The 15,100-nt window shown below is 46.1% G+C and carries 12 protein-coding genes; 7 read left to right on the top strand and 5 right to left on the bottom strand.

Annotation, left to right across the window (positions count from 1 at the left end):
• Positions 1-190: 190 nt before the first annotated feature.
• The 4 genes from QUA16_RS31765 to cbiD form a co-directional block, all read right to left on the bottom strand.
• Positions 191-1,087: a pirin family protein gene (locus tag QUA16_RS31765; protein WP_333108293.1), complete on the bottom strand. Its 897-nt coding sequence runs from the start codon at positions 1,085-1,087 to the stop codon at positions 191-193.
• A gap of 647 nt (positions 1,088-1,734) precedes the next feature.
• On the bottom strand, positions 1,735-1,950 hold the full coding sequence (locus QUA16_RS31760) for a hypothetical protein (RefSeq protein ID WP_333054638.1): 216 nt from the start codon (positions 1,948-1,950) through the stop codon (positions 1,735-1,737).
• A gap of 361 nt (positions 1,951-2,311) precedes the next feature.
• Positions 2,312-3,925 carry a glutamine-hydrolyzing GMP synthase gene (gene guaA, locus QUA16_RS31755; RefSeq protein WP_333108292.1) on the bottom strand — a complete coding sequence of 538 codons (1,614 nt, stop codon included), beginning with the start codon at positions 3,923-3,925 and terminating at the stop codon, positions 2,312-2,314.
• Between the two features lie 335 nt (positions 3,926-4,260).
• Positions 4,261-5,418, bottom strand: a complete 1,158-nt coding sequence (gene cbiD / locus QUA16_RS31750) for a cobalt-precorrin-5B (C(1))-methyltransferase CbiD (protein WP_333108290.1) — start codon at positions 5,416-5,418, stop codon at positions 4,261-4,263.
• A gap of 125 nt (positions 5,419-5,543) precedes the next feature.
• On the opposite strand from cbiD, the gene QUA16_RS31745 reads away from it, so the two are divergent.
• The 5 genes from QUA16_RS31745 to QUA16_RS31725 all read left to right on the top strand — a co-directional run bounded on the left by QUA16_RS31745 (position 5,544) and on the right by QUA16_RS31725 (position 12,569).
• On the top strand, positions 5,544-5,684 hold the full coding sequence (locus QUA16_RS31745) for a hypothetical protein (RefSeq protein WP_333108289.1): 141 nt from the start codon (positions 5,544-5,546) through the stop codon (positions 5,682-5,684).
• A 427-nt stretch (positions 5,685-6,111) separates the two neighbouring features.
• Positions 6,112-7,545 carry an MFS transporter gene (locus tag QUA16_RS31740; protein ID WP_333108288.1) on the top strand — a complete coding sequence of 478 codons (1,434 nt, stop codon included), beginning with the start codon at positions 6,112-6,114 and terminating at the stop codon, positions 7,543-7,545.
• Positions 7,546-8,114: 569 nt separating this feature from the next.
• Entirely contained in the window at positions 8,115-9,149 is a 1,035-nt protein-coding gene (locus QUA16_RS31735; protein WP_333108287.1) for a DUF2235 domain-containing protein, read from the top strand.
• Positions 9,150-9,224: 75 nt separating this feature from the next.
• Positions 9,225-10,871, top strand: coding sequence for a peroxidase family protein (locus QUA16_RS31730; RefSeq protein ID WP_333108285.1), 1,647 nt, complete (start codon positions 9,225-9,227; stop codon positions 10,869-10,871).
• Positions 10,872-11,366: 495 nt separating this feature from the next.
• Positions 11,367-12,569 (top strand): catalase, encoded by a 1,203-nt coding sequence (locus tag QUA16_RS31725; RefSeq protein WP_333108284.1) that lies wholly within the window; start codon positions 11,367-11,369, stop codon positions 12,567-12,569.
• 394 nt (positions 12,570-12,963) lie between these two features.
• Here the strand turns inward: QUA16_RS31725 and rpsD are convergent, their stop codons facing one another.
• Positions 12,964-13,572, bottom strand: coding sequence for a 30S ribosomal protein S4 (gene rpsD, locus QUA16_RS31720; RefSeq protein WP_172190738.1), 609 nt, complete (start codon positions 13,570-13,572; stop codon positions 12,964-12,966).
• A gap of 193 nt (positions 13,573-13,765) precedes the next feature.
• On the opposite strand from rpsD, the gene QUA16_RS31715 reads away from it, so the two are divergent.
• Positions 13,766-14,395: a hypothetical protein gene (locus QUA16_RS31715; protein ID WP_333108283.1), complete on the top strand. Its 630-nt coding sequence runs from the start codon at positions 13,766-13,768 to the stop codon at positions 14,393-14,395.
• 191 nt (positions 14,396-14,586) lie between these two features.
• A complete protein-coding gene (locus QUA16_RS31710; RefSeq protein WP_333108282.1) occupies positions 14,587-14,934 on the top strand; it encodes a rhodanese-like domain-containing protein in 348 nt (115 codons plus the stop codon).
• The last annotated feature ends 166 nt before the right edge of the window (positions 14,935-15,100 follow it).

The following is a 15,100-nucleotide window of genomic DNA, read 5'->3' as shown; positions in this document are numbered from 1 at the left end:
TATCGACCAATATTTCGCAGCGACGCACCCTACAGATTAACACCACACAATATAGCTTTATAGTGTACTTCATGAACATGGAAGAGGCTGTAATTACTATCCTAAACTTGTAGGAACAATTAATCAATCAACCCTACAATATTCTCACCTAATTAATTGGCGTTTTTTTAGTTTAAATCCCTGCGGTTATTCACAACGGTTGCTCTGCTTGAGAAGGTGGCTCTTCTGGCAGCGGAATAAACTCTGTCTCTTGAGGAACCTGAGCAAAGCGTCCCTCTCTCCAATCGAGTTTAGCTTGCTCAATGCGCGAGTGCCGACTCGAAACAAAATTCCACCACTTATGGCGCTCACCAACAGGTTCACCGCCAATCACAATACAACGAGCCTTGCCTGAAGCAGAAATGTTTACTTCAGTGCCAGAAGTGAGAACAGCCAACCGATGTTGTTCCAGAGGCACTCCATCGATCAAAAGCCCCTCTGTTACGCTGTAAACAGCCTGTTCGCTGTAATGACCCGGTAAGGTAAATTGCTTGCCAGGAGCTAGTTGCACGTCCAGATAAATCATGGGTGAAAATATTTGAACTGGGGAAGTGCGACCATAGGCCTCACCCGCAATTAGGGTGAACGAAACTCCTGCATCCTCCCAAGCAGGCAACTCAGAAGCCGGATGATGCCGAAACCAGGGGTCGGTTTCTTCGTATTCATCGGGAAGTGCTATCCAAGTTTGAATGCCATGCAGGATGGCTTCTTTGCTGCGATCGTCGTCAGGCGTGCGTTCAGAGTGGACAATGCCTCGCCCTGCCGTCATCCAGTTCACCGCACCGGGACGGATTTCTTGAACACTGCCGACACTATCACGATGCAGCAAAACGCCTTCAAACAGGTAGGTGACGGTTGCTAAGTTTATGTGCGGATGCGGCCTGACATCCACGCCCCGGCCGGGTGGAAAAACCGCAGGGCCCAGATGGTCAAAAAAGATGAACGGGCCTACCAGTGCTAGAACGTCTGAGGGAAGCAAGCGGCGGGCTTGGAATCCACCCAAATCTTGAATGTGTGGCTCAATGAGATGCTGGATGGTATCCGTCATAATGTTTATGAAGTTGGGAACGCTAATCGTCTATCTCAAAAGTGCATTATACAAAAAGCTATCCCTAGAGAGTTGTATCAGTGACTTGTTTAAACTTCCCCAACGGAAAGCCGTTGTAGAGTGTCGAGTTCTCAACCCGCTTTCTGCTTACCAAGATAATTGGGTCTAAAGCCCCGTCCTTATAGCACGGCTTTAATTGATTGCCGATTTTTGTTTTAATCCTTTAGTCGCGTTAGTATCTATTTTTCAAATTTCCTAGCATTCTATTTAAAGTAGAGTACAATGATACTTATACCACAGGTAGAATAACCGCCGATACACATGAGACACCAAGCTCAAACGACTGGTCGGAAAATAATAATGGTTAGTGGGTGGCGAAAACCACGAAAAACATAGCTAGGCTGACTAACGTAAGCCAAAACCAGAAAAGTAAATTTTGCGAAGTTAAAACGTACCGTAGGGCATCCGGTAACATGAGAAGTAATTCTCGAACGCTTGGGGAGATAAAACCCTCTGGGACTAACTAAATTAGGCTCGATATTTGGTTCTTTTGAACGGATATTTGGTTTAAGTATTGCCGCAAGGATAGATAGTTTTAAGGTATGTCGCCAGAACCAAGAATCCCCACGCCTGATAGCTGGGGAATGTCAAGAGACGATGGAGAGTTCATCACTGACTTGAATCCTACCTTTGACCAGGGAGCGAATCAGACGATCGAGTGAGCCACGTTCTTCTTCACTGATGGACTCATCGAGGATGGCGGCCATCATGCCGTAGCGGTCAGCCTTGGTAACGCGGTGAGTATCGGTGACAGTGGCAATTAATTCGTTGATAGCGCCGGGGAGAAGATTAACTGGATACATGGGATTGTTTTGAACTCGACACCTTAATCATCTCGTGGTTTCTCCTAAGAGCAAGTGATGGTGCTGGTTTTTTTCCGTGATAATACTGAAAATCTTCGGTGAACCAAGTCCGTGTTACCAGTGATCGAAGTCACAACATTGAAACCAATGCAGCGCTGGAACAATTAGAACCCACATTCTGCCCTTTGAGCCACTGTTGACTGGGAATTCCCTCAAAATTGACGCAAACCTCATGGTTTGGTCAAAAATACCTAAATGTGAGAGTCAAAGGGCGGAATGTGGGGAATCGCCCTTTTATCCAAACTCAAAATAAGTAGACAGACAAAAAAATTAGTCCGCCTACCTAATCGCTAACTACAAATCACTCCCACTCGATCGTTCCCGGTGGCTTAGAAGTAATATCGTAAACCACCCGGTTCACCCCCTTAACCTCATTCACAATCCGGTTCGAGATCAGTTCCAACAAATCGTAAGGAACCCGCGCCCAATCAGCCGTCATCCCGTCTTCACTCTTAATAAATCGCAAGACGATCGGGTAAGCATAAGTGCGCTGATCGCCCATCACGCCTACACTGCGAATCGGCAGCAAAACTGCAAAAGCTTGCCAAAGTTCACCGTACAATCCGTGCCGATTAATTTCTTGGCGAACAATGAAGTCAGCATCCCGCAAAATATTTAGTCTCTCTGCGGTAACTTCTCCTATGATCCGAATCGCCAATCCCGGGCCGGGGAAAGGTTGTCGGTTGACGATTTCTTCGGGAAGCCCGATCGACCGGCCGACTTTTCGCACCTCATCCTTAAACAGTTTTCGCAGCGGTTCAATCAGCTTAAATCGCAAATCTTTCGGCAAACCGCCGACGTTGTGGTGGCTTTTAATTTTAACAGCAACTCGCTCGCCACTTTTCGGGTCTACATTAGTGTCAGCCGACTCAATCACATCAGGATAAAGAGTACCTTGTGCCAGGTAGTCGAAGGGGCCTAGACGCTTCGATTCTTCTTCAAATACGTTGATAAACTCGTGACCAATCCGCTTGCGTTTTACTTCAGGATCGGTAATCCCTTCAAGTTGAGCTAAAAAGCGTTCGCGAGCATTCACATACTCAACGTCAATGTGGAATTGCTCTTTAAATAATTTTACCAACCGTTCTGGTTCATACTTCCGCATAAACCCTTGGTCGATAAACATACAGGTAAGTTGGTCGCCGATCGCCTTGTGCAGCAAGAAAGCCAAAGTAGAAGAATCTACACCACCGGATAGAGCCAGCAAAACTCGTTTCTCTCCGACTTGCTCTCGAATTTCCCGAATCGATTCCTCCACAAAAGTAGCAGTCGTCCAAGTCGGTTCGCACTCGCAAATGTGGTAAACAAAATTGCGAATTAAAGCTATTCCCCCGATCGAGTGAACTACTTCTGGGTGAAACTGAACCCCGTACAAATTTTTCTCGTGGTGAGCAACAGCAGCAGACGGAGTATTGTCCGTGTGAGCGAGGATCTCAAAACCCGTCGGCAGTTGAGTACACGAGTCTCCGTGGCTCATCCACATCGTGCTGCCCTCTTCGACATTGGTCAGCAAGTCCGTAGGATCGTCAATAAATAGCGATGCCTTGCCGTATTCCGCTAATTTAGAGCGCTCAACCGTGCCTCCGAGCTGCTTTACCATCAACTGCATCCCGTAACACACTCCCAACACCGGTATTCCCAAATTCCAAATTTCTGGGTCGCATTGGGGTGCTTTTTCATCGTATACAGAACTCGGCCCTCCTGAAAGAATAATTCCTTTAGGATTGATAGCTTTTAACTGTTCTGCTGTAGTGCGGTAAGAAATAACTTCGGAATATACTTGAGTTTCGCGAATGCGACGAGCAATCAGTTCGGAATATTGCGAACCGAAGTCGAGAATCACGATCATCTGGCGATCGATCTTCCCCAGAGAAGAGTTTGTGAGGTCTGATTCAGTTTTTATTTGAGTAGTCACGGTTATTGCGTAATTGCTAATTGCTAATTGGGTCGAAAGTAGCGGAGGTATCTGTCGCGGTCTCAGTACAATTCTAAGGAAGGCGAGGAACCAATAGTCGCTAGGAATAAATCTTATTCATACTAGATTGCAGTCAGCGATGTTAGTCGATTAATCGGGTACAGGGCAAGCATAGATTTACTTCGAGCCTTACCCTAATTAATAGAATTATTGCTTCAAAAACTGCGTCCCGAAGCAACCTAGTATAATTAAGGTCTAGGGACAAAGAATTATTACTTGTTAAATATTATCCCTGAGCGATGTTTTAAACAGAATTCAGGGATATTCACACTAGATTAACAAATTTGAGCCAAAAATGTATCTCCTATATCACTTTTAACAATAATTTTGCGATCGCGCCCGAACATCACCGATCCCACGGGGATTCTTCGGTTGGTGTGAGTAAAAATGCAATCCGATGAGCGCAAGTCTATTTGTCGGGCGATGTCGCCGTAAATTCGATCGACCCAATTGCTCCCAAACTCGCCGTCCAAAGCCCGCAGTTGCCCAAGAGCCTCTTCGGCTGTCGCTGCGGCAAAAATTGCGGAACACGCATCGGCGGGCATTCCAGCTTTAGCACAGTAAGCTGTGAGAATTTCCCTGCGCCCGTCAGCGAGGTGGTGGTGAGTGTGAAAAATTCCCGCCGCCAATTTCATCAGTTTCCCGTGATAGCCAAACAGCAAAATTGACTGCACGCCCTGATATCCTGCTTCTACCAGCAGCGGGCCGAGCCAGTTAGCGGTTTTGACGAGCCTATCAGGATTAATCCCGAGTTGTCGCGCCAAATCCAAGCCGTTTTCGCCGATGCAGAAAACCAAACAGTCAAACAATTCGGCTTTTTGTTGCAATTGTTCGCGGTAAACTTCCAACTGTCCAGGGGCACTCAGCGGTTGAGAAATGCCAGTTGTACCCAGCAGCGAAAGTCCTTCTACCACGCCGAAAGCTTCGTTAGAAGTGCGGGTGGCTAGTTGGCGCCCTGACGGCAGAATCAGGGTGACAGTAATTTTTTCGGACGGTGCGAGGTCTAGGCTCAGATTCGATCGCAGCAACCGCATTGCGTAATCATAGATCGCCGCCCCTCCACCGACTGTGTGACGCCCTATACCTTCACCGCCGAGAATCACAATCTGCTCTCCCTCTCCCCGATTCTCTCCCTCTTTCTCCCTCTGTCCCTCTTCCCAATTCCCCAATTCCACCATTGCCCAAACGGGGGTATTGCGAGTCAGATCGAGATTTTCCCCCGGATCGGAGCGGGTCACTCCTAAAGCGGTACCAATTTTGAGTACAGACGCCTGTTCGATCGGAATTTCTGCCGTTATTTGCGGTTCCAGTAAATTTACTGATACGCTATCTAGAGACTGAATACCCTCACGCAAGCACCGCAAAGCTGCAAGTGCAGCCGCACAGGCAAATACTGGCAACGTATACCCCGATAAAGGTTGAGTTTTAGTCACGATCAAATGCAGAAATCTGTAAATTTGCGGGCGATCGACCTCACGCCCTAGCAGTGATACCCCTCAAACATTTAAGTTTAATTCTAGGGTTTGCTATTATTATCAGTTAGCGTAAATTTTGTCAAGTGATAATTTTGTCCTGCCAGTTGCCGATCGCAGCCACACTTTTGTTGAGGTGCGTTAGCGGAACTCTCCTAGAGGATCGCCAACAACCGACTCCGAAGGCTTACGGGCCGGTGCGGGCGCTTTTCACAATATTTAGCTAGCCGTAAAGGTTTGAGAGCCGAGTCGAGGATCTGGGGCGAAAATTGTTTTGGCCCTTGGGAGGAGTTGTTTGAGGCCGAACTCGAGCTATTTTTGGCAGGCGAAATGCTGCGATCGCTTCCTTGTTAAGCCCTAAAACCTACTTTTTTACAACTGGCAAATTTATATCTCCCAAGCGGTTGATGTCCCAGCGATCGCTTGCCATCTATATTAATAACCATTACCCGGAAGTGCCAGTCTAGCTTTCAAGCTCACACCTTGAAGGCGGGGCTGGTTTTATCTTAAGAGGCTAGCTCAGAAATTTTGAGCATAAAGATTAAATTTTATGGACACCTGCGCGTGAAAAATAATTTAATGACCAGCCAGCCTCAAACCCTTGCCACACCAGGATTGGGCAATTATTTAATCTACGACTAAAATCCTCTTACTATGTTTGAACCAGTTGCAGAGTTAAATGAACCTCTATCTCTTCAGACTCAAGAAATACTAGACAAGAAAATATCTCAGCTCGTTTTATTTCCAAAAACAGATGTCAAAATTTCTAAACAAGAGGTTCGATCGACCCTGAAAGCCTCAACTCTAGACGGCGTTTTTGCCGCTGTCTTCGAGTCGGCGACCGGTGGCGTGCTGCTGAGCAACTTCTTGCTGCAACTCGGCGCCAGTAGCGTGGAAATAGGTATATTCTCTGCTATTCCGATGGTGGTAAATCTCCTGCAACCATTAGGAGCCTACATCGCAGACCGCACAACCAGCCGCCACTGGTACAACCTATTTGTATTCGGCGCGTCGCGGCTGCTGTGGCTGATGTTCGCGGTGGCAATTGTTTGGGGCTACCAGCACCAAGACCCCCACCAACTCCTTGAATGGACGCTGGTAACAGTCGTAGCAGCTAGCGTGCTGGCAGCTTTTGCCAATTCTAACTGGTTCAGTTGGATGGCTGCCGTGGTTCCTCAGCGCTTGCGGGGACGCTATTTTGGCTTTCGCAACAGTGCTGTCAGCCTCATCACTTTGCTGGGAGTGCCGTTGATGGGATTGGAAGTCTCAACTTGGGACGGCGGCCCAATTTTGGGCTACGGTATTGTTTTATTGGTGGGTGTTTTGGCGGGAATGATTAGTTTGGGGTGTCAATCCTTCATGGTTGATGTGAATCCGCAGGTATACAAAAAAGATGCACAGAGCGATCGACTTACAGAGAAAAAAGCAAAGCACATAACAGATTTTGTGCCTTCTGTGCTGAAAGATTCTAATTTTTTAATGTTTATTCTTTACTTCAGTGTGTGGACATTTGCAGTTAATCTCAGCGCGCCTTTTTTTAATATCTACCTGCTGAAAGATTTAAGCTTGGATGTGAGTTTGGTAACGATTTACACCAGCTTAAGTTCCGGGGCAAATCTACTGCTGCTGATGTTTTGGGGTAAGTTGGCCGATCGCTGGGGAAATCGCCCCCTGCTAATTGCGGTTGGGCTGGTGGTGGCCCTGACGCCTTTGCTGTGGTTGGGTACGGGCAATTACCCGTTTGCCCTATGGGTGTGGCTGCCGCTGCTGCACTTGTTGGGGGGAACGACTTTAGGCGCGATCGGGCTGTGTACTAACAATATTCAAATGGAGCTCGCGTCGATCGAGCAACCTTCGACTTATTTTGCGATCGGCGCAGCGGTTTCGGGATTAGCTGGGGCTTTGGGAACTACCGCCGGCGGCTTTCTTGCCGAACTTCCGGGCATGAGTTTGGGAGCACTGTTTGCCCTCTCGGCTGCTGTGCGGTTGGTAGGCTTGCTGCCTTTGATTTTGGTGCGAGAACCTCGTAGCCAGTCGCTGCGGTCGATCGTCCCCACTTTTGGACGTTTCAAATTTAACCGCGGCTAGGAAATTTTCGCACAAATTTGCCGATCGAGAAACCAGAAAAGCCCACCGATTGTTAAAAACTTCAAGCCGATCGCAGAAAACCTGAGAGTGATTGAAACAAATTTTAACCCCAAACACAGCCCAAATCTGCTATCCGTGTGGCCAATACGTCACTCTTATCTTGCAGCCAACTGACAAATCGATCAAATATAGCTGTTTTAAAAGCTGACAAGGCAGAGCAGCAATGTGTTTAAAGGTTTGTTAGCTAGGGCGTCGGCTCACTACTCCAGTTAGGAGAATCGAGCATTTTCCCAGAACCAAACCTACGAACTCACGCTCTGATTTTTTTTATTTTAAGAAATATAAATAAAATTCACGTTTTAATACAACAAACTCGGCTAGGTGGTGTTTTGGGACTAATATCCTGAGAAGCGAAATAGCTAAAGATTGCCCAGCCACATAACAATTTCGAGCAAAAAATTAGCAGCGATCGCCTGACGCGATAGAAAAAGGGGAATTGGCAATCTCAATTAACCGATTACCAAAGACAGCTCGCTCTCAAATGTCAGATTCAAAGAGAGAATTAAAAAATGAAACGTCTGATCGTTTGCTGTGATGGCACTTGGCAACAACTAAATAGTAGTTACCCAAGTAATGTGATTAAGCTTGCCCAGGCAGTGAAATCCAGTGGCAGTGACGGGGTTCCGCAAATCGTGTTTTATGACGAGGGGGTTGGAGCGGATAGTAACAAGATTTTGGGCGGAGTCACTGGACTGGGAATCGATAGAAATATACAAGATGCCTATCGTTTTCTTTCTCTCAACTATGATAGTGGTGACGAAATCTATCTGTTCGGGTTTAGTCGCGGTGCTTACACAGTCAGGAGTCTAGCGGGGATGATCCATTGCTCCGGTCTCCTAGACCGCCCTCATATTACCAGGGCATCTGAAGCTTACGAGCTTTACCGTAACCGAGACATTAAACCAAAGGATAAGATAGCAGCCAATTACCGCAAAGATTACGGCAAAGATAACGGTAAGCGCGTCCCGATTACCTTGCTTGGTTGTTTCGACACCGTTGGAGCCCTTGGTATTCCTACTCTACCTGTCTTCAAGAAGTATCGCGAACAGCTCAATAAGAGGTACAGATTCCACGACATCACTTTAAATAAGTCGATTAAGAATGCGTTGCACGCCGTGGCGATCGACGAAGTTCGCGAAATCTTTGATGTTACGCCTATGAAAAAAAATCCTGATGTTGAGAACCAGCGGGTTATTCAAGTTTGGTTTCCCGGCTCGCATATCTGCATCGGCGGTGGATCGGAAGAATACAGCGGTTTATCAGATACCGCCTTGCAGTGGATGTTGGATTCAACCCGTAACCTGGGATTGGGGCTTGAATTCGATCCAAGTGTCATTCCCACAGGCATTAATCCCAATTATGAGATTGATTTTAAAAATAATCCTGGGTTCTTCAAATTGGCAGGAATCAAGTTCCGCGAGGTGGGCGATGCCCTTGAGGAGCTTCATGAAAGCACGATCGAGCGATTGAAAAAACGCCAAGACTATCGACCTAAAAATCTGCAAAAAATTCTCTCCAAAGTAATTGAAAATATAGAAAAGTGATCGAACTTTATCAACCTCTCACAACCGAGAATAAGAAGACGATCTAATCTACAACAATCGAAAGGAAAAGCAATCATGACCCGAGATACATCTAGAGATGGATTGAGCAACAAAGCTTTAGCATATACGTTGACTCATTTCAAACCCATTTGGGATTTAGTTCAAAGTTACGAGCCTCTCAAACGTAAACTAAACAAATTTTTTCTCAATAGTATCATTTACAAACTTCCCACTCGCCCGCTTCCCTATAGCTTAATGGGCTTAGATCCCAAAATTCCAGGGACAGATTTTCCCAAGAAAACTGATACCTATATCTCTTGGGATTCACTTACAGACAAGACTTATACTGGGCGACATTTACCTCCCGACCCAGAATTGAACAAAGAAGGGAATTTACCACCACTGGGCAAATTAAAGACCTTATTCCAAAAAAGAGATGGAAAAACCATTTATTCGGAAAAATCCACTCTGCTATTTCCCTATTGGGTGCAGTGGTTTACAGATAGTTTTCTGCGGATCGATCAGCAAAACCGCTTCAAAAACACCTCCAACCATCAGATTGATATGTGTAATGTTTACGGGTTGACCCGCAAACAAACAAATATGCTCAGAGCTTTCAAAGACGGGAAATTTAAAACCCAAAAACTCAAGCGCAAAGATGGCGTAGAAGAAGAGTATCCACTCTTTTATTATGCCGATCCTGAGCAGGGTATTATCGATCCTCAATTTGAAGGTCTTCATGCACCCCTTAATGATGAGAAAAGACAACCCCCCGAAAAGAAAAGCAAGCTATTTGCAATGGGAGTTGAACGGGCAAACGTCCAAATTGGCTATGTCATGCTCAACACTTTATGTATCAGGGAGCATAATCGCATTTGTGATGTTTTGTCCAAAAGCTATCCGGAATGGGACGATGAGAGGCTCTTCCAAACCGCGAGAAATATTCTCATGGTGATTGTTCTCAATATCATTATGGAAGAGTACATTTTCCACATTACGCCCTATAATTTTAGGTTTTTTGCCGATCCTGAAGCTTTTACTAAGGAAAGTTGGTATCGAGAAAATTGGATGGCGATTGAGTTTAGTTTTGTCTATCGCTGGCATAGTGCGGTTCCTGAAACCTTTATCTATGACGGCAAAGAAAAATCCATGTACGATTCCCTCTGGAATAATCAGATGTTAATCGATAAAGGGTTGGGTGCATTGATGGAAGAAACTTGTTCCCAACCAGGCACTAGAATTGGTTTGTTTAACACACCTGATTTTAAGATCGCAGGAACACCCTATACATTTATTGATGCTACCGAACTAGCATCTGTTAAACTCGGACGGCAGGCGCAGTTAGCCAGTTATAACGATTACCGCGAAATGTGTGGTTATCCCAGGGTGACTGATTTCAATCAAATTACGGGTGACGAGTACGCTCAACAGAAATTAAAAGAGTTGTACGGTCATGTTGATAAGATTGAATTATTTGTCGGATTGTACGCTGAAGATGTCCGCCAAAATTCAGCAATTCCGCCTTTAGTAGCGCGGATAATTGGCATTGATGCTTTCTCCCAGGCTTTAACTAATCCTTTGTTATCGCCTAAAGTCTTCAATAAGGAAACTTTTTCTGAGGTTGGTTGGGAAATTATCCAAAATACCAAAACAGTCTCTGATTTAGTCAATCGTAATGTTCCTCCAAGCGATCCCAAGTACAAAGTCTCCTTCGATCTTTAAGTTTTAGCTGACAACTAAGACTCAAGGTAGTGGGGGAGCATCTCACTTATGCAGCCCTCCGCTAGAAATTGGAGCCAGGAGTCAGGAGTCAGGAGTCAGGAGGAAAGAAGAAGAAGGAAGAAGGAAGGAGGAAGAAGGAAGGAGCCATAATAAGTGTTTTTACAAATATGAGATGCTCCCGGTAGTGGGGGGCGCAAACACACCTGCGCCCTCAAAAATGAGGAAGCAAAAGGCGATATTTTCGCGGGAGCATCTCAATGAAAGCAGGCCAGCTAGAAATTGGAGTTAGGAGTCAGGAGTCAGGAGTCAGGAGAAAAGAGTCAGAAGGAAGAAGGAAGGAGCCATAATAAGTGTTTTTACAAATATGAGATGCTCCCTATTTTCGCAAGCGATCGGCTACGGCAATTCGGGAGCAATTGCACCAGCAGTTATAGTGTTTAACAGATGCAACGGTTTGTGTAGAGCCTTTTTTAGCGATTAACCAAAGGTTATGTTATGAACAAGAAGTTATTTACCGAATATCCCGAACAAGACGAGCGCAAATATTACGATCTTTTGGTTGAGCAGGCCAAGCTTCGGATGGATAATCTTTACGGCAATAAGGAGCGGGCGCTGCGAGATACTCACGCCAAAACTCATGCTTGCGTTAAAGGAACTCTGGAAATTTTTGACTTTGATGAGGAAGCGATTAAACGGGAATTGGGCAAACGCGCTTCGTTAACTTCTTCGCAACTGAATGCGATTTCCCTTAAGCAAGGTTTGCTGGCAAAACCCAAAGAATATCCTGTTTGGTTGCGATTTGCTAACGGGGCTACCAAAGTATACCCTGATTACCAAAAAGATTCGCGCTCAATATCAGTGAAAGTCATGGGGGTGGAAGGGGAACGACTGGCGCAAAGCCACGAGTCAAAAACCCAGGACATCATTGTTCACAATTCAGAGATATTTGTGAGCCAAACCATCAAAGATTACTACGGCTTTTTTTCGGCTCTTGTTGAATCACCAGAGACATTGAAAAAGTGGCTGATCCGACATCCCAGACACTTTTTAGCTGTGTCAACGCTTACGGGTAGCCGGACTCCGAAGAGTTTGCTAACAGCCCAATATTGGAGCGGTTCACCCTCTGCTTTGGGTCTCAATCCCGATTTCGATCCCTCTCAGCCTGGTCTAGTTCCTGTCGAATATCCGGCTGTAATTAAGTATGGGTTTACTCCAGTTTCATCCGAACCACCGCACGAGATAATTCCAGAACAATCTCGACCGGGAATTCCTAAAATTCCCTTTGTCGATCGCGCTAAAGCCTTGGGTTTAGATCCCAATAAGCCAGACAATTATTACCGGGATGATCTCATTCAAGCCTTGGCGAAACCTGATGCCCAATACTGTTGGGATTTTGGCGTTCAGTTCCAAACCAGCCTAAAAATGCCGATCGACGATGGCATCAATGTCTGGAAGGAAAAGGAATCACCCTTCTTGAGAGTAGGTCGTCTCACCGTCAAGCATCAGATTATTGATTATGAAAAACAATCTGATTTCAACGAAAACCTGAGATATTCTCCCTGGAACGGCTTAGCAGTTCATCGTCCAGTAGGTGCGATCAATCGGATACGCGGTGTTGTTTACCCGGTTGTAGCGAATTATCGCCTTCAAAAGCGAGGTCTTGTCCACCAAGAACCAACCGGAGAAGAAACTTTTTAAGGGAATAATTTGAGGCTGGGACATCATATCATTTCCGGTTACACTCATACATGATGTTGACGGTTGACGGTTGACTGTTGACAGTGAACCGTCAACCGTCAACAGTGAACTCGAATTTACTATTCCGATGCTAACGGATTTGATATCATTTAATGCCATCAGGCAGGTGTCGTCTGAGCAAATGGCAACTCAAAGAAGTTAAAAAGCGAAACCTTCAAAAAATCCCATCCCTTTTTAGGGGGTGGGAGTGTTGAAAATTCTGAATTTTTAGTCCTCAGTCCTTAGTCCTCATTATTCAGTAGCAATTAATCAATAACTGGGTTCCTACCCAATTATTAATTATTCTGCTAGCAACCAACTGATGACTAATGACCAACGACTGATGACTAATAACTTAAGCTTGCCGTGAGTAGTATTCCACCACTAGCAGTTCGTTAATTTGTAGAGCAATCCACTCGCGTTCGATAACGCCGTTAACTTTGCCAACCAGTTTTTGCTTATCAAATTCCAAGTGATTCGGCAAGTGAGCCAAGCCTGGGTCTTTGAGATTAGCTTCTACCATTGTGCGCGAGCGCTCTCTATTTTTCACCGCAACCACATCACCAGGCTTGCACTGATAGCTGGCGATATTGACTTCACGGTCGTTGACAGTTATGTGACCGTGATTTACCAATTGTCTAGCGGACGGAATGGTTGGAGCCATTCCCATCCGAAACACAGTATTGTCCAAGCGCATTTCCAAAAATTGCAGTAACACTTGACCTGTGGAGCCCGTGACACGGCGGGCTTTGCGGACGTAACGGAGCAATTGGCGTTCCGTCACACCGTAATTGAAACGGAGTTTTTGCTTTTCTTGCAAGCGAACCGCATACTCAGAGAGCTTTTTGCGGTTTTGACCGTGCTGTCCAGGCGGATAATCTCGTCTGGGGGTTTTGCGGGTTAGACCCGGCAACTCTTTCAGGCGACGGACGATTCTCAATCGGGGGCCTCGATATCGAGACATTTATTTTCCTCTCTAATATCTGTATGCAATATTTATGCAGACTCTATATTATATGTTGGTAACGGTCAAAATTCAAATAAAGATCGATAAAAAAACGATCGACCGCAGGGCGATCCATAATGTGCGGTAAATTCTGAAGGAAAACCCGATCGATCGCCCCAATCAGCCAAAAAAACTCACTACTCGATCTGCCATGCACAACCGCAATTTCTCCCGCACTTCTTCCCCAAAGCCAGCACCGACAGGCTCAAACCCTACCGCGCGCTGGATATTGGCTCTCGGCACGCAGCTAGCCGCACTCGGTTTGTTGGCAACAGCACTGCCAATCTCACCAGCATCAGCCATTACTATTAGAATCCCTCGCAATAGGAATCCCTATCGCGTCTGCGCCCTGGAACTAATCGAAGCCGGAGTGGGGGCAGAGGCCGCCGCCGCCGCTTGTGCTGACGCCCTCCACCCCCGTGACATATCTAAATGTGCCCTCCAAATCAACCGCAAAACCAATATTTCGGGTGTCGAAGCGCTCTCTAGCTGTCGGCGGGTGAGGCGTCCCCAAGAATTGGCTACTTGCGTAGTGAATATTAAAGGCAAAAGTCGAACTCAACCGGCAGATCCCCTGCTAGTGCTCGATGGATGCCGCCGCAGTTTATTGCCACAAGAGTTTGCTGAATGCGTAGTCGGTTTGAGCGGCAGGCTCGACTTTCCCACTGACAGCTTAATCGCAACTTGTCTCGATCCGAGGGGCAGCGTGAGCCAGTTGGACGGGCGCCCTGCACCTACCCCTCCTGTGGAGCTAATTTCACCGCCTGCGCCTCTCAATTAATTACTGTTAACAGTTGACTGATGACTGTTGACTGATGACTGATGTCCGATCGATTAACAATAATATCCTGGTCGGGGCGGGTTTTTGAGATTGTCCATTATTGGCAGGTTTTGTTGGTGAACCCGCCCCTACAAAAATCGCGGTCGCTCGACCGGACATGATATGACTAATGACTACTTTTTTTTAATCAAATGTCAGAAATTTTTGCTCAAATTACAGTCGAAGAATTAGCTCGCCAATTAGCAGAAACCAATGCTGAGAAATTGCAGCTTGTAGACGTGCGGGAACCTTACGAAATTGAACTCGCGGCGCTGCCGGGATTTGTAGCTTTTCCGCTGAGCGAGTTTGCCGAATGGTCTGGTGAAATTGACGCTAGACTCGATCGCGACACAGAAACCCTAGTTCTGTGCCATCACGGAGTGCGATCGGCTCAAATGTGCCACTGGTTAGCGGCTCAAGGATTTACTAACGTTAAAAATATCGTTGGTGGTATCGATGCTTACTCAATGGTGGTCGATCGAACCGTCCCCCGCTATTAACATCAAATCCAGTTCTTAACTATCGTTTTCTTCAGAGTCCGCGCGGGCGGACTTTGTATGTGTAGAAACGAATTATATTTCCCCGGAATTAAGTAGGTAGGCGTAAAAAAACCAAATCATGTTAAAATAAGTAAACACTCAAGATTTAATTTACAAAATCAACAAA

This window comes from Microcoleus sp. S13_C3, assembly GCF_036700905.1.
Classification (GTDB): Bacteria; Cyanobacteriota; Cyanobacteriia; order Cyanobacteriales; family Microcoleaceae; genus Microcoleus.
Note: the sequence above shows the minus strand (reverse complement) of the source record. Positions and strands in the feature narration are given on the sequence as shown.